The sequence below is a fragment of the Streptomyces sp. NPDC001770 genome (assembly GCF_053596135.1).
Genome location: NZ_JBSFFN010000056.1, coordinates 9,844 through 35,048, shown reverse-complemented (window position 1 = coordinate 35,048; position 25,205 = coordinate 9,844). Strand labels below are relative to the sequence as shown.

The 25,205-nt window shown below is 72.2% G+C and carries 17 protein-coding genes; 11 read left to right on the top strand and 6 right to left on the bottom strand.

Features of this window, described 5'->3' with window-relative positions; genetic code table 11:
- The 3 genes from ACWCSV_RS32150 to ACWCSV_RS32140 all read right to left on the bottom strand — a co-directional run.
- Positions 1 to 1,525 (bottom strand): condensation domain-containing protein (locus tag ACWCSV_RS32150; protein ID WP_451148346.1); only part of this gene is annotated, 1,525 nt, incomplete at its 3' end.
- Positions 1,526 to 1,629: 104 nt separating this feature from the next.
- Positions 1,630 to 3,930 (bottom strand): ATP-binding cassette domain-containing protein, encoded by a 2,301-nt coding sequence (locus ACWCSV_RS32145; protein WP_451148344.1) that lies wholly within the window; start codon positions 3,928 to 3,930, stop codon positions 1,630 to 1,632.
- Positions 3,931 to 4,298: 368 nt separating this feature from the next.
- Positions 4,299 to 4,631 carry a DUF5132 domain-containing protein gene (locus ACWCSV_RS32140; protein WP_451148342.1) on the bottom strand — a complete coding sequence of 111 codons (333 nt, stop codon included), beginning with the start codon at positions 4,629 to 4,631 and terminating at the stop codon, positions 4,299 to 4,301.
- Between the two features lie 537 nt (positions 4,632 to 5,168).
- On the opposite strand from ACWCSV_RS32140, the gene ACWCSV_RS32135 reads away from it, so the two are divergent.
- The 6 genes from ACWCSV_RS32135 to ACWCSV_RS32110 all read left to right on the top strand — a co-directional run bounded on the left by ACWCSV_RS32135 (position 5,169) and on the right by ACWCSV_RS32110 (position 13,321).
- Positions 5,169 to 6,752, top strand: a complete 1,584-nt coding sequence (locus ACWCSV_RS32135; RefSeq protein WP_451148340.1) for an ABC transporter substrate-binding protein — start codon at positions 5,169 to 5,171, stop codon at positions 6,750 to 6,752.
- 13 nt (positions 6,753 to 6,765) lie between these two features.
- On the top strand, positions 6,766 to 7,734 hold the full coding sequence (locus tag ACWCSV_RS32130) for an ABC transporter permease (protein ID WP_451148338.1): 969 nt from the start codon (positions 6,766 to 6,768) through the stop codon (positions 7,732 to 7,734).
- A 35-nt stretch (positions 7,735 to 7,769) separates the two neighbouring features.
- Complete coding sequence (locus tag ACWCSV_RS32125) at positions 7,770 to 9,599, top strand: dipeptide/oligopeptide/nickel ABC transporter permease/ATP-binding protein (protein ID WP_451148336.1); 1,830 nt, start codon at positions 7,770 to 7,772, stop codon at positions 9,597 to 9,599.
- The gene (locus tag ACWCSV_RS32120; RefSeq protein WP_451148334.1) at positions 9,596 to 10,387 is read left to right on the top strand and encodes an ABC transporter ATP-binding protein; all 792 of its coding nucleotides are present in this window, start codon (positions 9,596 to 9,598) and stop codon (positions 10,385 to 10,387) included. The genes ACWCSV_RS32125 and ACWCSV_RS32120 overlap by 4 nt, the downstream gene beginning before the upstream one ends.
- Positions 10,388 to 10,789: 402 nt before the next feature.
- Positions 10,790 to 11,824, top strand: coding sequence for a 3-oxoacyl-ACP synthase III family protein (locus tag ACWCSV_RS32115; RefSeq protein WP_451148332.1), 1,035 nt, complete (start codon positions 10,790 to 10,792; stop codon positions 11,822 to 11,824).
- A 156-nt stretch (positions 11,825 to 11,980) separates the two neighbouring features.
- Complete coding sequence (locus ACWCSV_RS32110; RefSeq protein ID WP_451148330.1) at positions 11,981 to 13,321, top strand: glutamine synthetase family protein; 1,341 nt, start codon at positions 11,981 to 11,983, stop codon at positions 13,319 to 13,321.
- 58 nt (positions 13,322 to 13,379) lie between these two features.
- On the opposite strand, the gene ACWCSV_RS32105 is transcribed toward ACWCSV_RS32110, so the two are convergent.
- Both ACWCSV_RS32105 and ACWCSV_RS32100 read right to left on the bottom strand, forming a co-directional pair.
- A complete protein-coding gene (locus ACWCSV_RS32105) occupies positions 13,380 to 13,937 on the bottom strand; it encodes a GNAT family N-acetyltransferase (RefSeq protein WP_451148328.1) in 558 nt (185 codons plus the stop codon).
- On the bottom strand, positions 13,934 to 15,250 hold the full coding sequence (locus tag ACWCSV_RS32100) for a type III PLP-dependent enzyme (RefSeq protein WP_451148326.1): 1,317 nt from the start codon (positions 15,248 to 15,250) through the stop codon (positions 13,934 to 13,936). The genes ACWCSV_RS32105 and ACWCSV_RS32100 overlap by 4 nt, the downstream gene beginning before the upstream one ends.
- Before the next feature lie 555 nt (positions 15,251 to 15,805).
- Between ACWCSV_RS32100 and ACWCSV_RS32095 the strand changes: the two genes are divergently transcribed.
- Positions 15,806 to 17,398: an amino acid permease gene (locus ACWCSV_RS32095; RefSeq protein WP_451148324.1), complete on the top strand. Its 1,593-nt coding sequence runs from the start codon at positions 15,806 to 15,808 to the stop codon at positions 17,396 to 17,398.
- Between the two features lie 137 nt (positions 17,399 to 17,535).
- On the opposite strand, the gene ACWCSV_RS32090 is transcribed toward ACWCSV_RS32095, so the two are convergent.
- Positions 17,536 to 18,222: a TetR/AcrR family transcriptional regulator gene (locus tag ACWCSV_RS32090; RefSeq protein WP_451148322.1), complete on the bottom strand. Its 687-nt coding sequence runs from the start codon at positions 18,220 to 18,222 to the stop codon at positions 17,536 to 17,538.
- 155 nt (positions 18,223 to 18,377) lie between these two features.
- Here ACWCSV_RS32090 and ACWCSV_RS32085 point away from each other — a divergent pair, with 155 nt between their 5' ends.
- From ACWCSV_RS32085 to atzF, 4 genes are read left to right on the top strand one after another with little or no spacing between them, the layout of a single operon-like run.
- A complete protein-coding gene (locus tag ACWCSV_RS32085) occupies positions 18,378 to 19,220 on the top strand; it encodes an urea amidolyase associated protein UAAP1 (RefSeq protein ID WP_451148320.1) in 843 nt (280 codons plus the stop codon).
- Positions 19,217 to 19,870 carry an urea amidolyase associated protein UAAP2 gene (locus tag ACWCSV_RS32080; protein WP_451148318.1) on the top strand — a complete coding sequence of 218 codons (654 nt, stop codon included), beginning with the start codon at positions 19,217 to 19,219 and terminating at the stop codon, positions 19,868 to 19,870. The genes ACWCSV_RS32085 and ACWCSV_RS32080 overlap by 4 nt, the downstream gene beginning before the upstream one ends.
- Positions 19,867 to 23,454 (top strand): urea carboxylase, encoded by a 3,588-nt coding sequence (gene uca, locus ACWCSV_RS32075; protein ID WP_451148316.1) that lies wholly within the window; start codon positions 19,867 to 19,869, stop codon positions 23,452 to 23,454. Before ACWCSV_RS32080 ends, uca begins: the two co-directional genes overlap by 4 nt.
- Positions 23,451 to 25,196: an allophanate hydrolase gene (gene atzF / locus ACWCSV_RS32070; protein ID WP_451148314.1), complete on the top strand. Its 1,746-nt coding sequence runs from the start codon at positions 23,451 to 23,453 to the stop codon at positions 25,194 to 25,196. The genes uca and atzF overlap by 4 nt, the downstream gene beginning before the upstream one ends.
- Positions 25,197 to 25,205: the final 9 nt, after the last annotated feature.

The window sequence follows — 25,205 nt, the reverse complement described above, 5'->3', positions numbered from 1 at the left end:
CACCCCGAGCCAACAGCGCATGCGCCAGACGATTCGCCCGCACATCCAACTCCGCGAACGTCAACGACACATCCGCGGCCACCACCGCACACTCGCCCGGAACCGCACCCACCCGCGCCCGGAACAACTCCAGCAGACCCTCGGTGAACGGCTCCGCCACCGGACCCGTACCCAGAACCGCCAGCTCACGGCGGTCCTCGGCGGGCAGCAGCTCCATCCCGCCCACCGTCCTGCCCGGGTCGCACTCCGCGACGGCGTCGAGCAGGGCGAGCAGCCGCTCCTGGTGCGCGGCGAGGTCGTCGTCGGCGTATGCCTCCGGCGCGCCGTGCAGCCTGAGGAGCGGTGGGGTGCCGTCCCGGTAGTCGAACACCCAGACGGCCAGGTCGGTGGTCGACCCCGACACGAAGTGGTGCACCGAGGCGGGGTGCCCCGCGAAGCTCGGCCTCGCGTTGAAGGCCATGATGTTGACGATCAGCGGGAAGGCCGTACCGATACTTCCGGGGGCGCCGAGGTCGCGCAGCAGGTCCTCGCTGCGGTAGCGCTCGTGCGCGACGGCCGACTCGACCTCCCGGGCCGCTTGGGCGACGAGTTCGCCCCAGGGCATGTCGGGGCGCACGGTCAGCCGCAGGGGCACCACGTTGGACATGGTTCCGGGCACGGACAGCAGGCTGCGCCCGGAGCCCCGGCGGGCGGTGACGGGAAGGGCGAGCACCACGTCCTGGGCGCCGCTCAGCCGGTGGGCGTAGAGGGCCGTCGCGGCGATGACCACACGGGACCACCGGACACCGGCCCGGCCGGCCGCGGCACGCAATGCCTCGGGGCTCCTCAGTTCCCGCTCCCCGGCCAGGCGCAGGGCCTGGTGCGGGTCGGTCGCGGAGGTGTCGGTGAGCCGTGTCGGAGCGGGCAGATCGGCGAAGCGCCCGGTCCAGTAGGCGCGGTCGGCGGTGAAGTCGGCCGACGAGCGGTAGTCGGCGTCGCTGTCGACCAGGTCCCGGAGGGAGCCGAACGGGCAGGGCGGTACGTCGCCGCCCTCGGCCAGGGCCGAGTACACCTCGCCGACCCGCTGACGGACCATGGAACCGCTGATCGCGTCCAGCACCAGGTGGTGGTAGTTGAGGTACCAGAGGAACTCCGTCGGTGACAGCCGGATCAGCGCGTGGCCGAACAGCGGGTCACGGGTGAGGTTTAACGGGCGGGCCAGGTCCCGTTCCATCCATTGCACGGCCGTCGCCCGGGGATCCGGCTCCGATCCGAAGTCGAGGTGGGCGGGCGCCCAGTCCCAGGTCTCGCGGAGGATCTGGCACGGGCCGTCGCCGTCGTCGGCAAAGGTCACGTGCAGGGCGTCGACCTCGTCCACGACCAGGCGCAGCGCGGCGTCGAACACCTCCGGATCGACCGGCCCGTGGATCTCCAGGCACTCGCCGACACGGAAGCCCGGGATCGGCGTCCGGGAGCTCTGCTCGGCGAGCCAGATCTCCCGCTGGGCCGCGGTCAGGGAAAGGACGTCGCCGTCACGACGGGACATGGGGGTACCTCCAGAAGTATGGGTGGGCATGCGCGCAGGGCGTGCCACCGGCGCCGGTCACGGTGTGTGTCACGTGGTCGGCGAGGGGGCGGCGCGTCTGCGGGTCAGGCGGCGATCTCGCCGGCCTGGAGCTGCCAGAGGGATGCGTAGAGCCCGTGCTGGGCGAGGAGTTCGTCGTGGGTGCCTTGCTCGGCGACGATGCCGCGCTTGTCCATGACGTAGATCCGGTCGGCGTGGCGGACCGTGGAGAGGCGATGCGCGATGACGATCATCGTCCGGTCCGCCGCGAAGCTGCGCAGCGTGCGCTGGATGGCGGCCTCGGTCTCGTTGTCCACGGCGGAGGTGGCCTCGTCGAGGATGACGACCGGGGAGTCCTTGAGGATCGCGCGCGCCAGGGCGATCCGCTGCCGCTGGCCGCCGGAGAGGGTGGCGCCGCGTTCACCGATCACGGTGTCGTAGCCGTCGGGCAGGGTCGCGACGAAGGTGTGCGCCTCGGCCATGGCGGCGGCCCGGACCACGTCCTCGTGCGAGGCGCCGAAGGTGCCGTAGCGGATGTTGTCGGCGATGCTGCCGTCGAAGAGGAACGGATCCTGCGCGACGAAGCCGACGGCGTGGCGCAGGTCGTGGCGCCGCAGGTCCCGGACGTCCTGCCCGTCGAGCAGCACCCGGCCCGACTCCGCGTCCTGGTAGCGCATCAGCAGTTTGGCGATCGTCGTCTTGCCCGAGCCGGTGGCTCCCACCAGGGCGGTCACCTGCCCGGCCGGGATGGTCAGGGAGAGGTCCTCCAGTGTCGCCGGGCGGCCGGGGTAGGCGAAGGTGACCCCGTCGAGGACGATCTCGCCCCGCACTTCGGCGAGTTCGAGCTGCCCGTCGCCGCTGTCGGCCTCGACGGGCAGGGCGCGCAGGCGCTGGACCCGGTCGTAGGACGCGAGGGTGCGCTGGTACTGGTCGGCGATGCCGCCGAGCCGACTCATCCGCATCAGCAGCATCTGGGGCAGTCCGATCAGCGGGCTGAACACCTCGAAGCGCAGCGTGCCGTTGAGCACCGACCGACCGCCGATCAGAAGGGTGCCGGCCATGGACGCGGTGGTCCATGCCCGTACGGTCTCGACGTGGCGGATCGTGGTCCGGTCTGCCTGCCGGCTGCGCTCCTGCACCGATTCGCTCAGCTCGTCGACGCGTGTCGCCTCGTACTCCTCGGTGCAGAAGCTCTTGACGGTCGCACCCGCTTCGAGCGAGTTGATCACCTGGCTGCCCAGCCTGGCCCGCTGCTCCCCGGTGGCGGCGTAGGTTGCCGCGGCCTCGCCCTGGTGGCGCAGTGAGAGCCAGGCGACGATCGGAATCGGCAGGAAGGCGATCCAGGCGATCTGCGGTGCCAGCAGAAGGAACGCGGGCACCAGGACGGCGATGCTGGTGCCGAGTTGCAGCACGTCATTGGCCGGGCCGGCGAAGAAGGCCCCCAGCTGGCCGACGTCGTTGGTGAGCGCGCCGGTCACCCGGCTGGTCCGCTCGCCCTCCAGGTGGGCCAGTTCGAGGTGCTGGACGTGCCGGTAGGTGCGGCTCCGCCAGTCGTGCTCGATGTCCTGGCCGAGTCGGCGCCATTGGAGGTTCGAGGCGTAGGAGAGACCGGCCACCGCGGCACATGCGGCGGCCACCAGCCCTGCCAGGCCCAGGAGTTGGGCCGAAGCCGTGGTCAGGCCGAGGCCGGCCAGCGGAGCCGCCTCGCCCTTGATGAGGACGAGACCGGTCCAGCCGAGGAAGGTGCCGAGCGCCATCTCAGCGGCCTGGCAGGCGACGGAGAGGGCGGCGGCCCGGTAGAGGCGGCGGCGGTGCGGACCGACGATCTCCAGCAGCGGGTGGCGCTCGGCACTGGTCCCGGCCGCGTGCCGGGACGCCCCGGCCGTTTTGCGCCAGGCTTCCCGAAGGACGAACGCGGTCGCTGCGGCAACCCCGCCCGCCGCCACCAACTGCCTTCCCCTCGCGGCCCCCTTGATCAGCGCGACCCCGGCCACGATGCCGCCGCCGACGGCGAGCACCGGGCGCACGACCGGGCCGTGGTCCGCCCGCGGGGCCGGGGCGACGGCGGGGCCGGCCGCCCGTGCCGGGTGTCCCCCTCCGGTCGCGTTCTCCGCGACCCGGGTGACCGCTCCGCGGATGATCCGGCCGATGTCCGCGGCGCGCAGCCGCGCGTCGTGCCGGACGAGCACCCCACCGGTGACCGGGTTGGCCCGGGCCTCGGTGATCCCGGGAACGCGACGCAGCACGGCGGCGAGGATCTCGGCCGTCCGGGGACGTCCGAGCACCAGCTCGACGTCCCAGCGCTGGCGGCCCGGGATGACCGAGCGCGGGCTCGCGCCCAATTCCAGGGAGCGGAATCCGGCTGGGGCACCCAGTAGCGATGGCATGTGTACGATCACCTGTTTGCGGAGGTCGCGGGAGTCCGTCATGGTCACGACGGAATGCGGCGATGGAGCGGGAAAGTCTGAACGGCGGATCTCTGCGGTCGAACGGCCTGCCAACGGCCGCCGCCCGAGCGCGCTCCGCCCAGGGCGTGTTCCGGAAGGAGCGACGTCCGCCCGGAGGGCGGGTCAGTCGTCGTCCGGTGCGTGCGATCGCAGGGCGGGGGGGTCGCCCCGACACTGGATGCATCGGGGTGATCCCGACGTCGCGACGAAAGCGCGTACCGGGCGTCGCCCGACAGGCGGGACTTCCGAAACACGGCCGAGATCGATCGGCGTGCGCGCCTGGCGGCGGCCCTGGTTCCTACGGGCCGTCAGTGGGACTTGCCGGCGGCGGTCGCACGGATCTTCGGGGTCCTCGCGTCCCCTTCGGTGCGGTCGGCGGGTGCGTCCTTGGCGGCGGCACGCTGGCCGACGACGGAGTGCCCTTCGGTCTCACTGGCCGCGATCTGGGCGGCCACCACGTCGGCGGCCACCTCGGCCGCGAGGTCGTGCATGTTCTCCCCGGCCTCCTGGGCCGCCTTCTTCACCTCCATGGCGATACCGACGGATGTCCTGACGACTCCGCTCACCAGCGGCTTGAGCAGGCGCTTGGCCAGCGGCGCGACGATGAGGCCGATCAGGAATGGCGGGACTACTGGCGGCATGATTCTCCATCCTCTCCACGCATACGTATGACAGGGAACCCGGGCGTGACGAAACCGGAGCAGCGCACGGCCGGGCGGGATTCACTCTCGAATATCCGGGACTCACCTGGCGCATCAGAATTCCCGGATGCCGGAACTCACCATCCGATCCCGTGATCACCGTAGTGGAATCACACCCGTCTGGACCAAACAGCTCCCCCCTGTTCACTCGTGCGAGTGTTCATGGCTTTTGCGCGTAACCCTTCAACCGCGCCACCTCCAAAAGTGCTGAATAGGATTATCCGATTACCTTCCCCCTCGGTTCCCTGCTCCGCGACACCCACGCCGCGGCCATGACGAGGCGGCACTCCGCCCCCGTCCCCGCCGATGGGCATGGCGGCCCCCGACACTCCCCCGTACGGGTGAACCAGAATCGGACGCCCCGCAGCCCCCGCCAGCTCACCGCCCAGCTGTCAGGCGGCTCGGGCCATTCGAACGCCCTTACCGCACAAGCCAGTTGGATGACCAGTACCGAAAGCCCGGTGACACCATGACGCCATGTTCCGACGCTCCCCGCCGGCCGCCCTGGCGGCTGCCCTCGCCGTCTCCGCCGTCGCCCTGGGCGGTTGCGGCGAAGCCGCCACCTCCTCGACCACCACCCCGCTGGTGATCGGCGGCACCGTCCGGATCGCCGGGACCAGCGAGACCCCGAGCTTCGACCCGTACTCCGCGTTCGGCGCCTCCCAGGCCCACTACGCCTACGACTCCCTGGTCAACCTGACACCCGGCGGTGGCCTGGTCTCCGGCCTGGCCACCTCCTGGCGGGCCACGGCCACCACGGCCACCTTCACCCTCCGTCCGGGCGTCACCTGCTCCGACGGCACCGAGCTCACCGCCTCGGCGGTGGCCCGCGCACTCACCTACGCGGGCGACCCGGCCAACCAGCTCGCCGGCGCCCGGACGGTCCTGCCGAACGTCCCGTTCGAAGCGAGCGCCGACGACGGGAGCGGCACGGTGTCGGCGACCGCCGTCGCCCCCTTCCCGTTCCTCACCCGCACCATCGGTCTGCTGCCGATCGTCTGCCCCGCGGGACTCGACCGGCCCGATGCGCTGGACCGCACCACCCAGGGCACCGGTCCCTACGTACTGACCCGCTACACCCCCGGCGGACCGTACGAGTTCACCGTCCGCGACGGCTACTCCTGGGGCCCCTCCGGGGCGACGACCAGGGAACCCGGCCTCCCCGCGCACATCGTCCTCTCGGTGGTGCCGCAGGCGTCCACGGCGGCGAACCTGCTGCTCACCGGGGGCATCGACATCGCCGGTGTGAGCGGGCCGGACCGCGCCCGGCTCGCCGGACGCGGCCTGTCCACCACCGACGTGGCGACCGTGGTCGGGCTGACCTTCTTCAATCAGCGTCCCGGGCGGGTGCTCTCCGACCGGGCACTGCGCCGCGCCCTGGTCTCCGCCCTCGACCGATGGGGGCTCGCCAATGTCGCCGTCGGCGGCACCGGGAGACCCGCCACCGACTTCGGCGCCGAGGGCTCCGTCTGCCACGCCGACCTGGCCGACGCCCATCTGCCCTCGCGCGACGCCCCCGAGGCCCTGCGGGCAGCCGGCTGGACCCGGTCCGCCGACGGCCCGCTCACCAGGAAGGGCCGACCGCTCCGGCTCCGCCTGCTCACCAGTCCCGACCTCGGCCCGACCCTGGTCTCGGTCGCCGAGCTCATGGCCCGGGAGTGGACGGCGCTCGGCGCCGAGGTCGACCTGGTCTCCGAGAGCCTGCCGGCCCTCGTCAACGCCATGTACCAGAGCGCCGAGTTCGACGTGGTGGTCGGCAGCACGCCGGGGTTCGCGCTGCCGGTCGGCTTCGTCTCCTTCTTCTCCGGCCCCACCCCTGCCCGGGGCCTCAACTTCGCGGGGGTGGCCAATCCCGAGTACGACGCCCTGGTCTCACGGGCTCTCCGGGAGACCGACACGTCGGGATGCGGCACCTGGAACCGGGCCGCCGCCGCTCTCTTCCGCTCGGCCGACGCGCTGCCGATCGCCCAGGGGAGCAGCAGCCTGTACGGCTACCGCACCACGTTCGCCACCACCTTCGGCGGTCGGCTCGTTCCCACCAGCATCCGCCTCCACCAGTGATCTGGGGCCCACCATGTCTGCATCCCAGCTGTTGCGGCACCCGTGGACCGCGTTCCTCGGCCGCCGCGGTGTCCGGCTGCTCCTCTCCCTGGGAGTCGTGGTCACCGCGTCCTTCGCGATGATCCGCCTCATTCCCGGCGACCCGGTCCGGGCCGCTCTCGGCGTCGACGCCTCCCCCGGGCTTGTGGCCGCCCGCAGGCACGACCTCGGGCTCGACACCCCCTTCCTGTCCCAGTACCGCCACTACCTCGACGGCCTGCTGCACGGTGACCTCGGTACGTCGCTGGTCACGGGCGCACCGGTCGCCGAGCTGGTCCGCACCCGGTTGCCCGCCACCCTGGAGATCGCCGTCCTCGCCTTCCTGGCCACCCTCGCCGTCGCCCTGCCCGGCGGCCTGCTGGCCGCCGTCCGCACCCGTGACGGCCGGCGTCCGCGCACCGAGCTGGTGTTCACGGCGGTCACCGCCGGTCTGACGGGTGTGCCGGACTTCGTCCTGGCCGCCGGACTCACCGCGCTGCTGGCCGTCGGCCTGCAACTGCTCCCGGTGGCCGGGGCGGCGGGCGCCGAGTCGCTCGTCCTGCCCGTCCTCGCGCTCTTCCTCGCCCCCACCGCCGTACTCCTGCGCATCGTCCGGGTGGAAGCGCTGAAGGTGCTGAACGAGGACTACCTGCGCACGGCCAGGAGCAAACGGCTGTCCTCCGCACGCCGCTACCTCCGGCACGCGGCGCCGAACATGGCGTCCGCCGCACTCACCGTCGCCGGAAGCCTGCTGCCCGGTCTGATCGCCGGCACCGTGCTCGTCGAGAAGGTCTTCGCCTGGCCCGGCATCGGCTCCGCCATGGCCCAGTCCGTGGTCGCACAGGACTACCCGGTGGTCCAGGCCATGGTTCTGGTGCTCGGTAGCACCGTGCTGTTCGCCGGCCTTCTGGTGGACGTACTGCTCACCCTGCTCGACCCCCGCTCGGCGATCCGGGAGATGTGACCATGAGGCCCCTGTCCGTACTTCCGCGCTCTCCCATGGCCTGGGCCACCGCCGTCATGCTGGCGTCGCTCGTCGTGCTCGCTCTGGCCGGCCCTCCGCTCTGGGGCTCGGCAGCCGACCGTCCGGACCCGTCGGCCGTGCTCCAGGGTCCCTCCGCGGTGCATCCGTTCGGCACCGACGGCCTCGGCCGGGACCTGCTCGCCCGCATCGTGACGGCCACCCGCCCCTCCTTGCTGCTCGCGCTGGCGGCGGTGCTGCTCGGCGCGAGTGCGGGAGTCCTCCTCGGGGCGTGCACCGCCGTCCTCGGGCGACGCGGCCGTCGGCTGACCGGCGGGCTGATCAACCTCCTGCTCGCCTTCCCGGCACTGCTCGTCGCGATGTTCCTCGCGGTCGTGTTCGGCGCGGGCGCCACCGGGGCGGTGCTGGCCCTCGCGGCGGCGGCCGTTCCGGGGTTCGCCCGACTCGCCCAGACCCTCGCCGCAGGCGTCGCGGGCACCGATCACCTGGTCACGGCCAGAGTGCTCGGCCTGCGCCGCCACCGCCTGCTGTGGCGGCACGTCCTGCCCAACATCGCGGAGCCGCTGCTCCTGAGCGTCAGCACCGCGGGGGGCACCGCGCTGGTCGCGCTCTCGGGGCTGAGCTTCCTCGGACTGGGCGTCCAGCCGCCGGGCTACGACTGGGGTCAGCTGCTGAGCCAGGGACTCGACCGGATCTACGCCGAGCCGGTGCCGGCGCTCGCCCCCGGCCTGGCCATCCTCTACGCGGCTCTGGCCTTCCAGCTGCTCGGGGAGGTCCTGGCCGGCAACGTCGCACGGCGCGGGCCGGTGCGGCGCGACCCCGCACAGGTGCCCGCTCCGAGTGGTCCGGCCGAGGACGGGCTGGTCCTTCAGGTCGAGGACCTCACCGTGGAACTCCCCACCCCCGACGGGACGATCCGGCCGGTGCGCGGGGTGACTCTGTCTCTGCGGCCGGGCGAGATCGTCGGCCTGGTCGGCGAATCGGGGTCGGGCAAGTCGCTCACCGCGCTCGCCGTCGCCGACCTGCTCCCGTACGGTGCCCGGGCGTCGAGGCGCACGCTGCGCCTGCTCGGGAAGGACCTCTCCACCCTGACGCCGAAGGAACGGGACCGGCACCTCGCGACGGGCCTGTCGATGATCTTCCAGAACCCGGCCTCGGCGCTCAACCCGTCCCTCCGCATCGGCACCCAGCTCACCGAGGCGGTCCGGGCGCACCGGGGTGCGAGCCGTGCTCAGGCCGCCGCGGACGCCGCCGACGCCCTGGCCCGCGTGGCCCTGCCCCCGGCGCTGCTGCGCTCCCGTCCTCACCAGCTCTCGGGCGGCCAGCGCCAGCGGGTGATGATCGCCTCGGGGCTGATGGTGCGGCCGGGTCTGATCATCGCCGACGAACCGACCACGGCGCTCGATGTCACCGTGCAGCGCCAGATCACCCAGTTGCTCACCGACCTCCGGCGGGACACGTCCGCGGCGATCCTGTTCATCAGCCACGACGTCGCGCTCGTGGGCGAGTTCTGCGAGCGGATCCTGGTGATATACGCGGGCACCCTGGTCGAAGCCCTGCCCGTGGACCGCCTCGCCGACGGAGCCCGGCATCCCTACACCCGGGCCCTGATCGCATCCGTACCGGACCTCACCGCCGACCGGGGCCGACCGCTGCCGACCGTCGAGGGCGCGCCGCCCGATCCGCTCGCGCCCGCGGCGGGGTGCCCGTTCGAGCCTCGCTGCCCGCGCCGCCAGGACCGCTGCGCCGAGCAGGCTCCCCGGCTGGAGGACATCGGGGTCCGCCACCGGGTCGCCTGCTGGCATCCGGTCCCGGCGGCGGCCCCTGAGACGGTGCCGGCGTCATGACCACTCTTCAGGTGATCGACCTGACCGTCCGCCACCCCGGCCCCCGGGAGTCCCCCGCCGCCGTGGACGGTGTCTCGCTGGAGATCCCGTCCGGCACCACCCTCGGTCTCGTGGGGGAATCCGGATCGGGGAAGTCGAGCCTGGCCGGCGCGATCGTCGGCCTCGTTCCCGTACACAGAGGCCGGGTTCTGGTCGACGGCCGCGAGGTCCGCACCCGCACCGTCGGCGACCGGCGGCGGCTCGGCCGCCTGGTCCAGATCGTCCGCCAGGACCCGGACACCGCGCTCGACCCTCGGATGACGGCTCGTCAGGCGCTCGTCGAGGCCGCCACGGTCTTCCGCCGGCTCGACCGGGCCGCCCGCGCCGAGCGCGTCGACGAGCTGCTCGGCCTGGTCGGACTGGATCCGCGGCTCGCCGATCGTCTGCCGCGCCAGTTGTCCGGAGGCCAGCGACAGCGGGTCGCCCTGGCCCGCGCCCTGTCCGTCGGGCCCGGCCTGCTGATCGCCGACGAGGTCACCTCGGCGCTCGACGTCTCGGTGCAGGCCTCCGTCCTCAACACGATGCGTGAACTCCAGCGACGGCTCGGCCTTTCCATGCTCTTCATCGGCCACAACCTGCCGGCGGTCTGCCACGTCTCGGACGTCGTGGCGGTCATGCGGCACGGCCGGATCGTCGAGATCGCTCCCACCGCGACGATCCTGCGCGCACCGGGCCACCCCTACACCCGGGCGCTGCTCGCCTCCGTACCGTCCCTGCGGGCCTCCCTGCCCAGGCAGAGGTCGTCCTGAACCCGGCCCCGGACGCATCCCCGCCGCCCTCCTCCCGCATCGCATCGCCGCGGAACGCGGGCCGCCCCGGCGGCGGGGGCCCGAGGAGGTTTTCGTGATTCCCTCCGGCAGGTGCCCGATCGACCGGGCGAGGGACCCGGGCTGTTCAGGGTCTGCGACGGGTCCCGGCGGATGCCCCCGCGGAGGGCGACACCCATTCCCGGGAATTACACGTCAAGCGATCAGACAATTCATCACGCTATCGAATTAAAGCGTGATCCCAAGACCTGATCCCCATGAGATGATGCGGCGAATTCGAATTCGACGCCCGTCTACGCGGGGCCAATTACCTGTCAATGGAGAGATACGGAACATGGGAATTCTTCGAGGAGTGCGGGCGACCCCCGGGCGGAGCGCCGTGACATGACCGTCGCCCCGGAGCAGCCCCTTCTCCATCAGACCGGTGCGGGCCTGTCCGTACCGTTCGCCATCGCCGCGACGGGAATCCACCTGCCGCCGACCGTCGTCACCAACCAGGAGCTCGTCCGCTCCCTGGACACCAGCGACGCATGGATCACCAGCCGTACCGGCATCCGCGAACGCCGCCGTCTGGCACCGCACCTGGCCACGTCCGACATGTGTGTCGCCGCCGCCCGCCCGGCGCTGGAAGCCGCCGGTGTCGAGCCCGGCCGGCTGGACGCGGTCATCGTCGCCACCTACACCTGGGACCAGCCGCTCCTGTCGACCGCACTCATCGTGAAAGAAGCTCTCGGCGCCCACCGCGCCCTCTCCCTGGACGTCACGACGGCCGCCTGCGCCTCAGGCATCCAGGCCATGCTGATCGCCGCCCACCTCCTGCAGAACCCTTCCATCACCACCGTCCTGCTGCTCGCGGCCGACTGTGCCTCCAGGGTCACCGATCCCACCGACCGCACCACCGGTGTCTTCTTCGGAGACGCCGCGGCGGCCGTCGTCCTCACCCGCACCGACAGCCCTGGTTCGGGCCTCCTCTCCTACAGCCTGGGCTCCCAGCTGTCCTACGACGTCCAGATCCCCGCGGGAGGCTCCCGGATGCCCGCCAGCGCCGCCACCGTCGCCGCGGGGGACCACTATCTGTCCATGGACGGCCGCGCCGTCTGGAACGCGGCGACCACCCGCCTGCCCGAGAGCATCACCAGTGCCGTTCGACGCGCCGGCGTGCCGATCGACCAGGTGCGGCACTTCTTCCTGCACCAGGCCAACCTGAACATCCTCAACGAGACCACGGCTGCCCTGGGGGTCCCGCGCGAGCGCGCCCCCGTCACCATCGACCGACTGGGCAACACCGGGTCGGCCGGTGTGTTCACCGCACTGCACACGGCCGTCGCCGAAGGTTCCCTGCTCCCCGGAGACACCTACGTGCTGTCCGGCATCGGCGCGGGCTTCCAGTGGGGTTCCCTCTGCCTCCGGCATGCCTGACCGATCCGGATCCACAACGCCCGCGTGACTGCCAGAAGTTGGTGGACCCTGTCGGCCCGGGCAGGGTGTCACGCGGCGGCTCCGGTGGTCCACGGACGAGTGAACTCCCGGACGGCTGCTGGCGATCCGGCCTCCGCGAACGCCAGCATGGACGGCATGACCACCACGCAATCACCGGCTGAGCGGGCCGCTCAGGCCCGTGCGGCCGAAGTCAAGCTCGCCGCCGAAGGAATCGACGGGGTGGTGTTCGGCTGGGTCGACAACGCCGGTCTCACCCGCGTGAAGTCCGTCCCGCTCGCCCAACTCCGACACGCCGCCGAGCACGGTGTCGGCGCGGTTCCCTGCTTCGACGTCTCCCTGGTGGACGACTCCTTCACCACCGCGGCGTCGAGTACCGGCCCGACGGGTGACCTGCGGCTCGTTCCCGACCTGGACCGGCTCACCCCGCTCGCCGCCCAGCCCGGCTGGGCCTGGGCTCCGGCCGACCGGTACACCCAGGACGGCGCCCCACACCCCGGCTGCCAGCGGGGCTTCGCCCGCCGGGCCGCCGAGGCCGTCGAGCGGCGCGGGCTCTCGGTGCGCGCCGGGATCGAGATCGAGTGGGTGGTGGCCGACGCCGCCGGAGACCCCGCGACCTCCGCGCCCGGCTACGGCATGACCCGCTTCATCGAGCACTCCGACTACCTGCGCGAGGTGCTTCGCGCCCTCACCGCGCAGGGCCTGACCGTGCTGCAACTCCACCCCGAGTACGCCGCCGGGCAGTTCGAGGTCTCGGTAGCCGCCGAGGGACCGGTCGAGGCGGCCGACACCACGATGCTGGTACGCCACACCGTCCGGGCCGTCTCCGCCCGTCACGGGCTGCGGGTCTCGTACGCTCCCGTGTTCACCGAGGGTGCGATCGGCAACGGCGGCCATCTGCACCTCAGTCTCTGGCGGCAGGGCCAGAACCTCGGGAACGGCGGCCCCGGCCGTCACGGTCTGCACCCCGAAGCCGAGCACTTCTTCGCGGGGGCACTCACCGAGCTGTCGGCCCTGCTCGCCCTCGGCGCGCCAAGTGTCGCCTCCTATCTGCGTCTGGTTCCCTCCCACTTCGCCGGTGCCTACCGCTGCTGGGGCCTGGAGAACCGCGAGGCCGCCCTGCGTCTGATCACCGGCACGGCGGCAGGGCAGGCGAACGCCGAGTTCAAGTGTTTCGACGCCGCCGCCAATCCGTACCTGGCGGTCGGCGGGGTGCTGGCCGCGGGACTCGCCGGACTCGACGCGGGTATGCCGCTGCCTCCCGAGACCCTGGGCGACCCCGCCGCTCTCGGCGATGCCGAGCGCCTTCCGGCGAGTCTGCCGGAAGCCGCCGACGCGTTCGAGAAGTCCTCCCTGCTACGGGAGGCGCTCGGCCCCGAGTTGCACGAAGCCGTGCTGGCCGTCCGGCGGGCCGAGGCGGAGTTGTTCGCGGGGCACACCGACGCGGACGTCATCGAAGCCGTTCGCTGGCGGTACTGACCGGACGCCGTGTCCGCCGTCCCCGCACGGGCAGCGACGGCGGACTTCCATGACTGGATCAGACCGCTTCTGCTCCAAAAGGATGTGTGAGAGCGGAGTCGGTGACCGCGGCTTCCACCGGCTTGGTCATGTACACCGCCTCGGTGCCGTAGCTCGCAGGCAGTGCGGTCCCGGGCCGGGCGCGGTAGCCCAGCCTGGCCCACAGTGCCCGCGAGCCCGGCACGGCGACCAGGGAGAGCGTCCGGTAGTGGCCCGCACGCCCGGTCTCCTCCAGATGCCGCTGCATCCGGCGGGCCAGGCCCCGTCCGCGCGCCCGCTCGGCGATCACCACGTCGTGGAGGTGCAGGTTGCTCTCCCGGCCGCTCCCCCGAACCGCGCGTCCCTCGGCCATGCTCAGGTCGGGGCACCGGTGAAGCGGGTACGGCAGTGCGAGCAGGTAGCCGCCGAAGCCGCCCTCGTACTCCAGGACGAAGCAGGTCGACGGCGAGACTCGGTGCCGGGAACGCAGCGTTTCCCGCCCCTCGGTCAGGCCGCTCGCCCGGTAGGCGCGTTCCTCCAGCGCGACCACCGCGTCCCAGTCGTCCTCCCGGAGGAGCCTGATCCTGGTACCGGTCATACGCCTTCTCCGTCATGGGCCGGGCCGGCAACGCACGTGTACGGCAGTGGCGCGAAGCCGTTGAACCCCCGGGTGGCGTAGGCGACGGCGTACGCACCGCAGGAATGGACCCAGACCGGGTCACCTGAGGCGATGGTGCGCGGGACCCTCACTAAGCCGCCCTCCTGGGCGTACGCGTCATCACTGTCGCACGTCGGACCGGCCACCACGGCGTCGACGAACTGCCCCTGGGAACCGGCCGGGAACTCCAGCCGGTACTGCAACTGATCCATCTCGTACAGGCCGTTGAACTTCCCGCAGCTGAGGTAGAGCCAGTTCTCACGCGAACCGTCGTCCCGTCGGCGGGAGGTGAGCCGGGCGACGTGCGCGCGGATCGCACCGTGGTCGGCGACCAGGTGGCGGCCGGGCTCCAGCAGGAAGGACAGCGGGGCGGCATTGACGGCGCGCAGCCGTTCCATACCGTCGCGCATCACCGCGAACATCTTGTCCAGAGGCGGCTCCAGCGGCCGGCCGCGCCGGTCGAGGACGCCGAGGGCGGGCAGTCCGCCGCCGAGATTGATCCGGTCCAGAGCGATGCCGTGCCGGTTGAGCGTCTCCAGCGAACCGGCCAGTGTCCCGATCGCATCGCTCCAGGCTTCGGCCGTCATCTGCTGGGAGCCGACGTGCACCGACAGGCCGGAAGGCACCAGTCCGGCGTCACGGGCGGCGAGGAGTACCCGCAGGCCGTCCTCGGGCGAGCAGCCGAACTTGTGGCTCAAGCCCCACAGCGCACCGTCGCCGGAGGTCGCGATGCGACAGAACACCGCTGATCCCGGGGCGTGTTCGGCGATCGCGGCGACGTCCTCCCGGCTGTCGGTCGCGAAGTCGCGCACACCCAGCCGATAGGCATCGGCGATGTTGCGGTCGGACTTGACGGTGTTGCCGTAGTGGATCATTTCGGGGGCCACCCCGGTGCGCAGCGCCTGGGCGATCTCCTGCGGGCCGGCAGCGTCGAACCCGGAGCCGAGCCGGGCGAGGTGATCGAGCACCTCGTCCACCGGGCACGCCTTCATGGCGAACCGGACGGCGACACCCGGTAGTTCGGCGCACAGGGCGGCGTACTGGCGGCCGATGCCCTCCAGGTCGTAGATGATGGTGTCCTCGGTCGCGGCGGCGAGCGCGGCGCGCAGGGCGGAGCCGTTGCGCCGGCGGACGAGGGGCGGGACCGACGTCAGGGCGACCGGCGCCGTCGGAGCGCGTTGGCCGCTTCTGCCACGGGCGGCCGGCCGGCGCTGTTCGGCGATCTGACACATGTCGGTGGCCTGAGGCCTCACGCGTGAACTCCCTGTTCCGGATGGATGATCGATGCCATGAACGTCCGGCACCCATGAGAGGGAACGAGGCAGTCCGGAGGTGGGTTATGACAAGCGAACGTTTTTCCTTCCCGCCGGACTGCCCGCGCGCGGGACGGCTCGGCCTCGCGCCCGGCGTCCCGCTCCTCGATGACACCGGGATCCGGGCACGCGGTGGGCGCCGGTAGCCCGTCCTTCCGGTAGCGCCCGCGACGACGCGCCCGCCGGCAGCGTGAACCTCGACGAGTGCGCCTCCACATCTGGAACGAGAGCCCGAGTCCGCTGTCCGGGGGGGGCCGGCAAGCCCTCGGCCCTACGACGGCCGCCGGTCTCATGTCCTCACCGAACGGCGAGGGCGATTCGACGGCTTCGAACTCGCCGCCGCCGTCGGCGAGCGAACTCCGCCCCGGCCTCCGTCCGGAGAGGAGTCACTAACGGCGGGGACATGGCGGTGACACGCGGGGGAAACCAGGCGTCCCTAATTTCTGTCACCCGACAGAAATTCGCTGGACCCGCATCCGCGACAGGGGACCCGCCATGACCGTGACCACCGATCCCACCCCACACACTCCTCCCCCGCCCGGCGCGGCGGACGGGGGCCGGCCCGACGACTCCCTCGCTTCGTTCGGCTATCCCCAGGAACTGCGGCGCCGCATGGGGAGGTACGCGTCCTTCGCAGCCGGGTTCTCCTTCATCTCCGTGCTGACCACGGTCTTCCAGTTCTTCTCGCTCGGCTTCTCCTTCGGCGGGCCGCTCTTCTTCTGGACCTGGCCCGCCGTTCTCGTCGGTCAGCTCCTCGTCGCCGCCTGCTTCGCCGAACTCGCCGCCCGGATGCCCATTTCGGGCGCCGTCTACCAGTGGGCGAGCAGGCTCGGCACTCCGTCGTTCGGCTGGTACGCGGGCTGGATCATGGTGGTCGGGCGGATCGTGGTCGTGGCGGCCGCCGCTCTCGCGCTGCAGGTGGTCCTGCCCGCCGTCTGGCCCGGCTTCCAGATCGTGAGGGGCGATCCGTCGCCCACGACGGTGAGTGGAGCCGCGAACGCCGCTCTCCTCGGAGTGGTCCTGCTCGTGTTCACCACCCTCCTCAACGTCACCGACAACCGGGCGCTCTCCGCCGTCAACACGATCGGTGTCACCGCCGAGATCGCCGGCATCGCCCTGATCGTCACGCTCCTCGCCACTCACGCGGAACGCGGCCCCGCGGTCACCCTGCACACGGGCGGTGAAGGCGGCCTGATCACGGCGCTGCTCGTCGGCTCGTTCACCGCCGCGTACGTCCTCATCGGGTTCGAGAGCGCGAGCGAGATGAGCGAGGAGACCGTCAACCCGCGGCGCACCGCCCCCCGTACGACACTCACCGCCCTCACCACCTCCGGTGTCTGCGGCGGGCTCCTGCTGCTGGGAGGGCTGCTCGCCGCGCCCTCCCTCACCGACGGGCGCCTTGCGACCGGGGGTTTGGGGTACGTGCTCACCAGCACGCTCGGCGACGGCTTCGGCAGGGTGCTGCTCGGCGACGTGGCCGTGGCCATCTGCGCGGCGACGCTGGCCATCCAGACGTCGGCGACCCGCATGCTCTATTCCATGGCCCGCGACGGCGTCCTCCCGTACTCGGCACGGCTGGCGCGGGTGCCGCGCAGGACCGGGATGCCCGGGACGGCCGCGACCGTGGTCGGTGTCGGGGCAGGACTGCTGCTCCTGCTCAACCTCTCGTCGCCGCAGGCCTTTCTGGCCATCGGCACGACCTGCATCGCGATGGTGTACCTGGCGTACGCGATGGTCACCGGACCGATGCTGTTCAGGCGGCTGAGGGGCGAGTGGCCACCGGCAAACGACGGCCGGAGCGACGAGCTCGGCCGGCCCTTGTTCTCCCTCGGCCGCTGGGGGCGTCCCGTCAACGCGGTCGCGTTCGGCTACGGGCTTCTCATGACGGTCAACCTCGCCTGGCCGCGCACCGCGGTGTACGACCCCGCCGGCGGCCACTGGTACTTCCAGTGGTTCACCGTCCTGGTTCTCGGCGCGACGGTCGCGACCGGCGCGGTCTACCGTCACCGCCGTCGGGCCCGGCCGGAACAAGGGGCGCGGAGCGGGAGGAAGACCGGGGCGAGGGGTGTTCGAGCCTCTCGGTCCTGAAGGGTCGGGCGGTCGAACGGCGAGGGCAGTCGAACAGCGAGGGCAGTCGAACGGCGAGGGCAGTCGAACGGCGAGGGCAGTCGAACGGCGAGGGCGGTCGAACAGCGTGGGCAGAGGCGGAGGCCCGCCCGCCCCCGTCAGCCCTGGGCCGCGAGGAGCTGTCGCCCCTCACGGCGCAGCCGTGCCAGGGAACGCTGTGGTACGCCGGCCACCCGCAACGCGGCGTCCGCCGTCGCCACCGCCAGGGCTCGCGGGTCCCGGTCGGAGTCGGCGCGACGGATGAGGATCACGCTTTCGGTGAGTCCGAAGACGAGGTCCGTGTGCAGGGCCAGGTCGTCCGCGCCGAGGGACGCGCAGATGTCCGTGGCGGCCAGCAACTCGTCGTAGCAGGACTTGAGTTCGGCCCGGACCCGGTGGAAGTCGGCGAAGCGGCCGGTCTGCGCCTCCGGCAGCAGGTAGAGCGCCCCGAGGTTGTGGGGGCCGCCGCACAGCAGCGCCGCGTCGGAGTGGCACAGAGCCCACAGCCGCGCCTCCGGGGCCACCTCCGTGCGGGACACGAGGCCGCGCGCCACTTCGAGGGAGGGCCGGACGGTCCCTTCGAGCAACTCCGCGAGGATCGCTTCCTTGCCGTCGAAGTAGTGGTAGAGGGAAGCCTGGCGCAGGCCGGCCCGTTCGGCGATCGTCCGGGTGGATGTCGCGGTGTAGCCGTGGGTGGTGAACAAGTCCGCTGCCGCGGCGAGGACTTCGTCGCGCGGTTCGAGGCCGCTGGAAGGGCGCTTCTGGATCCGCGGGCGGCCGACTCTTCTGCTGGTGGGCGTGCTCACCCCACGATCCTCGCACAGAGCCGATGGCCGCCCAGGGGCCGATCCCCCGGTGAGTTTACGGAAACCGACCGGAAACGCACACGCAATGGCGGCGAAGCTCCCGCTGCCTAATTTCTGTCAAGCGATAGAAATTAGCCCCGACCGGAGGTCGACCCATGACGACACCGTCAGCGACAGCATCGGCGTACGGCGCACGCGACCACGCCCGGGCCCAAGCAGGCCGGGAGGCCGATGCCATGCCCGTCCTGCCCGCGAGCAGTTGGCCGGAGCCGCCCCGGGGCGTGGCCTCCGAGGACGTCGTATGGGCGGAGACCGTGGCCGGAGGGAACTACACCCACAAGGTCCTCGCCCGGGGCACCGAACTGCGACTGACCGATCCGACCGGCGACGCCTGCGCCCATCTCCTCCTTCACAGCGCCGGCCGCCCCTGGGAACGGCTGAACGCGGCCGACACCGTCAAGGTGCTCTGGAACGCGTACCTGGGCGAGGGCCACCTGCTCCTCTCCGACCAGGGCCGCGTGCTCGCCTCCGTCGTCGAGGACACCTCCGGCCGCCACGACGCGCTGACCGGCACCTCCACCCTCGCGTGGAACACCGCGCGCTACGGGGACGGCACCTGCCAGTCGGCCTCTCCGGCAGGCCGCGAACTGTTCAAACTCGCCGGCCTCAAAAACGGCCTGAGCCCTCGCGACCTTCCCCCTTCCGTCTCCTTCTTCCAGGGCGTCCGGATCTCGGAGGACGGCGCGACCGAGTTCACCGGATCGGCCGGTCCCGCCGCGCGCGTCACCCTCCGCGCCGAGCAGGACGTCGTCGTCCTCCTCGCCAACGTCCCCCACCCGCTGGACCCGCGTCCTGTGTACACCTGCGGACATCTCGAGGTCCTCGCCTACCGGTCCCGTGCCACGGCACCCGGCGACCCGTTGTGGAACGCCACCCCCGAAGGCCGCCGCGCGTACCTGAACACCGCCGACCACCTCACCGCCCGGAGGACCGCATGACCACCGTCGCTCCTGCCGCCCGTGTCGTCCGCGACGACACCGTGCCCGCCCGCGCCGCGTGGTCGGCGATCGTCCGCAAGGGCCAGTGGCTGACCGTCACCGACCTGCACGGCAACCAGGCCGCGGACTTCCTCGTCTACGACGCCCACGACACCTCCGTCCGCTACAGCGCCCCCGACACGTTCCAGGCGCAGGGCAACGTCTTCCTGACCACCGGATCCGTGCTGATGTCCAGCGAGCACACTCCGCTGATGACGGTCGTCGAGGACACCTGCGGACGGCACGACACCCTCGGGGGCGCCTGCTCCAAGGAGTCCAACACCCTCCGCTACGGCCACCACACCTGGTCCCAGCACGCCTGCGTGGACAACTTCCTCGCCGAGGGCGTCCGGCACGGACTCGGCAAGCCGGACCTCGTCTCCAACATCAACTGGTTCATGAACGTGCCGGTCGAGAAGGACGGCACGCTCGGCATCGTCGACGGCCTCTCGGCCCCGGGTCTGAAGGTCGTGCTCCGCGCCGAGACCGACGTCCTCGCCCTGCTGTCCAACTGCCCGCAGATCAACAACCCCTGCAACGGGTTCGATCCGACACCCCTGCGTCTGACGATCACCGAGCCCGCCCGGAACGACGAGGACCGCACCCGATGACGTTCGACACCCTGCTGGTGGCCAACCGCGGCGAGATCGCCGCCCGCATCGTCCGCACCGCCCGCAAGCTCGGCCTGCGTACCGTCGCCGTCTACTCCGACCCCGACCGCGGCGCCGAACACGTACGCCTGGCCGACGACGCGGTGCGGCTGGGCCCGGCCCCTGCCAAGGAGTCGTACCTGGACGTCGACCTGGTCCTCAAGGCCGCCAGGGACACCGGCGCCGGTGCGGTCCACCCCGGCTACGGGTTCCTGTCCGAGGACGAAGGATTCGCTCGCCGCTGTGCCGACGCCGGCATCGCCTTCGTCGGCCCCACGCCCGAACAACTGAAGCTGTTCGGCGCCAAGCACACCGCCCGGGCCGCCGCGCAGGCGGCGGGCGTGCCACTCGCTCCCGGCACCGGCCTCCTCCCGGACGTCACGGCGGCCCTCGCGGCGGCCGAGGGGATCGGATACCCGGTGATGCTCAAGGCGACCGGCGGCGGTGGCGGCATCGGTATGCAGGCCTGTCACGGCGCGGCGGACCTCGTGGACGCATGGGAGCGCGTGCAGCGCGTGGCCGCGGCCTCCTTCTCCTCGGCCGGGGTCTTTCTGGAGCGGCTGGTCGAACAGGCGCGCCACGTCGAGGTGCAGGTCTTCGGCGACGGCCTCGGCAAGGTCGTCACCTTCGGCGACCGCGACTGCTCGCTCCAGCGGCGCAACCAGAAAGTGGTGGAGGAGGCACCGGCTCCCCGGCTCCCCGACCGCATACGCCGCGACCTCGCCCGTTCGGCCCGGGACCTGTGCGCGTCCGTGGACTACCGGTCCGCCGGCACGGTCGAGTTCGTGTACGACGCCGCCCGCGAGGAGGCGTACTTCCTGGAGGTCAACACCCGGCTCCAGGTCGAGCACCCGGTCACCGAGGCGATCTACGGCGTCGACCTCGTCGAGTGGATGCTGCGCCTCGCGCAGGGGGACACCGCCGTCGTCACCGAGCCCCCGGCCCCCGTGGGCCATGCCGTCGAGGCCCGTGTCTACGCCGAGGACCCGTCCCGCGACCACCGCCCGAGCGCCGGCCTGCTGACCCGCGTCGCCTTCCCCGAGGGCGTCCGCGTCGACGCCTGGGTCGAGACGGGCACGGAGGTCACCACCGCGTACGACCCGATGCTCGCCAAGATCATCGCGCACGGCGCCGACCGCGCCGAGGCGCTCGACCGGCTCGACGCCGCGCTCGACGCGACCCGCGTCGACGGCATCGAGACCAACCTCGGTCTGGTCCGCGCGGCGCTCCGGCACGTCGACGTGCGCGCCGGCACCCACTCCACGGCCTCGCTCTCGGACGTCACCGACCCGACCCCGCGCATCGAGGTCGTCACCCCGGGCACCCTGACAACCGTGCAGGACTGGCCGGGACGCACCGGGTACTGGCAGGTCGGAATTCCCCCGGGCGGACCGATGGACGACCTGTCGTTCCGGCTCGGCAACACCGCACTGGGCAACGGCGAGGGTGCGCCGGGGCTCGAATGCACCCTGCAGGGACCCTCGCTGAGGTTCACCCACCCGACGACCGTCTGCGTCACCGGTGCCCCCGCCCAGGTGACGGTCGACGGCACCCCGGTGCCGCAGTGGGAGCCCGTCACCGTCGGGACCGGGCAGGTTCTCGCCGTCGGGGCCCCCGACGAGCAGGGCCTGCGCACGTACGTGCTGTTCGCGGGGGGCCTGGACGTGCCGGAGTTCCTGGGCAGCGCGGCCACCTTCACCCTCGGCCGGTTCGGCGGACACGGCGGCCGTGCCCTGCGCGCGGGTGACGTCCTGCACGGGGGCGAGGCCCGTCCGGAGACCTGCGCCGTCCCACTCGACGCGCGCCCGGCCTTCAGCGGGCAGTGGCGGGTCGGCGCGGTCGAAGGGCCGCACGCCGCCCCCGAGTTCTTCACCGCCGACGACATCCGCGACTTCTACGCCGCGGACTGGAAGGTGCACTTCAACTCCGCCCGCACCGGCGTCCGTCTGATCGGCCCCAAGCCGCGCTGGGCCCGGACGGACGGCGGCGAAGCGGGACTGCACCCGTCGAACATCCACGACACGCCGTACTCCGTCGGAGCCGTCGACTACACGGGGGACATGCCCGTCCTCCTCGGCCCCGACGGTCCCTCCCTCGGCGGCTTCGTCTGCCCGGCCACCGTCGTCAGCGGACAGCGCTGGAAGCTGGGCCAGCTCCGCCCCGGCGACACCGTCCGGTTCGTGCCGGTGACCCCGGAGGCTGCCACGCGCCTGCGGAGGACTCCCGCCGCCGAGCCCCGCGCCGACCGGGACGCCGTCGTCGACGGCGGCATCCTCGCCCGCCTGGAGGAGACGACGGCCCGTCCGTCGGTCACCTACCGGCGCAGCGGTGACGACAACCTCCTGGTCGAATACGGCCCCATGCAGCTCGACCTTGCCCTGCGCATGCGCGTACACGCACTGGCGGAGGCGCTGGCCGCACGCGCACTCCCCGGCGTCGTCGACCTCACCCCGGGCATCCGCTCGCTCCAGATCCAGACGGACCCCGCCGTGCTGCCGCAGCGGGAACTCCTGCGCACCGTGATGCGTGTGGAGGGAGAACTGCCCGCCACCGACGAACTGGTGGTGCCCAGCCGGACGGTGCACCTGCCGCTCTCCTGGGACGACCCGGCGACCCGCGAGGCCATCGACCGCTACGTCGCGGGCGTACGCGACGACGCTCCGTGGTGCCCGTCGAACATCGAGTTCATACGCCGCGTCAACGGCCTGGAAACATCCGCCGACGTGTACCGCACGGTCTTCGACGCCGAGTACCTCGTCCTGGGGCTCGGCGACGTCTACCTGGGTGCGCCGGTCGCCACGCCGCTGGACCCGCGGCACCGGCTGATCACCACCAAGTACAACCCGGCCCGCACCTGGACGGCGGAGAACTCGGTCGGCATCGGAGGGGCGTATCTGTGCATCTACGGCATGGAGGGCCCCGGCGGCTACCAGTTCGTCGGCCGTACCACCCAGGTCTGGTCGGGCTGGCAGCAGCGCGGCGCCTTCGAACCGGGCAAGCCGTGGCTGATGCGCTTCTTCGACCGCATCAAGTGGTATCCGGTGAGTGCCGGCGAACTCCTCGAGCTGCGCGCCGACATCGCCTCCGGCCGCTTCGTACCGAAGACGGAGGACGGCACCTTCTCGCTCGCCGCGTACCAGACGTTCATGGCTGACAACGCGGCGTCGATCACCGCCTTCCGCGACCGGCAGAACACGGCGTTCGGCGCCGAGCGAGACGCCTGGGAAGCCGCCGGCGAGTTCGCCCGCGCCGAGGCTGCCACCGAGACCGTCCCGGTGACCACCGACATCGAGGTGCCGGCGGGCGGCCGCCTGGTCGAGGCCGAGTTCCCCGCCTGCGTCTGGCAGGTGAACGTCGAGGTCGGCGACCGGGTGTCGGCGGGCCAGCAGTTGATCGCCCTGGAGGCGATGAAGATGGAGGCACCCGTGCCGGCCCCCGCCGACGGAATCGTCACGGAGCTCCTGATCAAGACGGGCAGCCAGGTGGAGGCGGGCAGCGCGCTCCTCGTCCTCGCTCCCGTCCCGGCCGCGGAGGTGTACGCGTGACCAGCGCCGTGGAGAGAGTGCGCGCCGCCTACACCCGGATCACGGAGGTGGACCGTCCCGAGGTGTGGATCGGTCTCCGGCCCCGTGAAGACGTGGAGGCGGAGGCGGCCCAGGTCGACGAACGGGCCGCCGCCGGTGAACGGCTGCCGCTGGCAGGGACGGCGTTCGCGGTCAAGGGGAACATCGACGTGGCCGGGCTGCCGACGACCGCCGGCTGTCCCTCGTACGCGTACGAGCCGGAGACCGACGCTCCGGCCGTGGCCCGGCTGCGAGCGGCGGGCGCCGTGGTCCTCGGCACCACGAACCTCGACCAGTTCGCGACCGGCCTGGTCGGAACGCGCAGCCCGTACGGACCGGTCCGCAACGCCGTGGACCCGGCGTACGTCTCGGGCGGTTCCTCGTCCGGATCGGCCGTCGCGGTCGCCCTCGGCATCGTGGACTTCGCGCTCGGCACGGACACGGCGGGCTCGGGCCGGGTACCGGCCGCGTTCAACGGCGTCGTCGGCCTCAAGCCGACGCGTGGCATGGTCCCGGTGTCGGGCGTCGTTCCCGCCTGCGCCTCGCTCGACTGTGTGACCGTCTTCGCCCGGACCCTTCCGGAGGCCGAGCGGGCGCTGTCCTTCATGGCGGCACCGCGGGCGCGCGAGCTCCCCGCCCCGGAGCAGCGGAGCCCCGGCCCGTGGCGGATCGCGGTCCCGCGTCCCGGGCAGCTCGGCGAGCTGGACCAGGGCTGGGCCGAGGCCTTCGATTCGGCCGCGACCCGGATGGCCGACGCGGGCGCCGAACTCGTGGAGGTCGACCTGGCGCCGTTCACCGAAGCGGCCGCGATGCTGTACGAGGGAGCGTTCGTCGCCGAGCGGTACACCGCGGTGGGCGACTTCGTCGATGCCTACCCGGATGCGACGGACCTCGATCCGACCGTGGCCGGGATCATCTCGGGCGCCGGAGACATCCCGGCCCACCGGCTCTTCGCGGATCTGGAGCGGCTGTCCGTCCTCCGGGCCAGGGCCCTGGCCTCGCTCGGCGACGCGGATGCGCTCCTCCTGCCGACGACGCCCGGACATCCGACCCTCGCGGAGGTCGCGGCCGACCCACTGGGCGCGAACACCCGGCTCGGGCGGTTCACCAACTCGACCAACCTCTTCGGCCTCGCGGCGGTCGCCGTTCCGGCGGGCGAGGTGAACGGGCTCCCGTTCGGCGTGATGCTGATCGGCCCCGCGTTCACCGACGAACGGCTCGTCCGCGTCGCCGGCCTGCTCGCCGCCCCGCCTCCGCACCTCGCGGTGGTCGGCGCGCACCTGTCCGGACAGCCTCTGAACGGACAGCTGCTGGCCCTCGGCGCCCGGCTCGTACGCACCACCACCACGGCACCCGTCTACCGGCTGTACGCCCTCGACACGTCGCCGCCCAAGCCCGGTCTGGTCCGTACCGGGGAGGGAGGTGCCGCCATCGAGGCCGAGGTGTGGCGGCTCCCGGCCGAAGGGCTCGGCACGCTCCTCGCGGCGCTCCCCCGGCCCATGGCCCTCGGCACCGTGGAACTCGCGGACGGGACCTGCGTGACGGGCTTCCTCTGTGAGCCCGTGGCACTCGACGGCGCCCGCGACATCACCGCGCACGGCGGCTGGCGCGCGGCCCTCCCGGCACTCTCGGCTCCACGGCACGCCCAGGACGGGACCTCGGCGTGCGAGCCACCGGCACCGGTGCCCACCACGACGGCCCCGGCGCCCCCGACGCTGCCCTGAGCACCGTGG

What these genes read in the sequence shown, in the direction of transcription:
- ACWCSV_RS32145 (WP_451148344.1), bottom strand. Translation starts at nt 3,930, where the DNA reads ATGCCATCGCTACTGGGTGCCCCAGCCGGATTCCGCTCCCTGGAATTG.
- ACWCSV_RS32140 (WP_451148342.1), bottom strand. Translation starts at nt 4,631, where the DNA reads ATGCCGCCAGTAGTCCCGCCATTCCTGATCGGCCTCATCGTCGCGCCG.
- ACWCSV_RS32135 (WP_451148340.1), top strand. Translation starts at nt 5,169, where the DNA reads ATGTTCCGACGCTCCCCGCCGGCCGCCCTGGCGGCTGCCCTCGCCGTC.
- ACWCSV_RS32130 (WP_451148338.1), top strand. Translation starts at nt 6,766, where the DNA reads ATGTCTGCATCCCAGCTGTTGCGGCACCCGTGGACCGCGTTCCTCGGC.
- ACWCSV_RS32125 (WP_451148336.1), top strand. Translation starts at nt 7,770, where the DNA reads ATGGCCTGGGCCACCGCCGTCATGCTGGCGTCGCTCGTCGTGCTCGCT.
- ACWCSV_RS32120 (WP_451148334.1), top strand. Translation starts at nt 9,596, where the DNA reads ATGACCACTCTTCAGGTGATCGACCTGACCGTCCGCCACCCCGGCCCC.
- ACWCSV_RS32115 (WP_451148332.1), top strand. Translation starts at nt 10,790, where the DNA reads ATGACCGTCGCCCCGGAGCAGCCCCTTCTCCATCAGACCGGTGCGGGC.
- ACWCSV_RS32110 (WP_451148330.1), top strand. Translation starts at nt 11,981, where the DNA reads ATGACCACCACGCAATCACCGGCTGAGCGGGCCGCTCAGGCCCGTGCG.
- ACWCSV_RS32105 (WP_451148328.1), bottom strand. Translation starts at nt 13,937, where the DNA reads ATGACCGGTACCAGGATCAGGCTCCTCCGGGAGGACGACTGGGACGCG.
- ACWCSV_RS32095 (WP_451148324.1), top strand. Translation starts at nt 15,806, where the DNA reads ATGACCGTGACCACCGATCCCACCCCACACACTCCTCCCCCGCCCGGC.
- ACWCSV_RS32085 (WP_451148320.1), top strand. Translation starts at nt 18,378, where the DNA reads ATGACGACACCGTCAGCGACAGCATCGGCGTACGGCGCACGCGACCAC.
- ACWCSV_RS32080 (WP_451148318.1), top strand. Translation starts at nt 19,217, where the DNA reads ATGACCACCGTCGCTCCTGCCGCCCGTGTCGTCCGCGACGACACCGTG.
- uca (WP_451148316.1), top strand. Translation starts at nt 19,867, where the DNA reads ATGACGTTCGACACCCTGCTGGTGGCCAACCGCGGCGAGATCGCCGCC.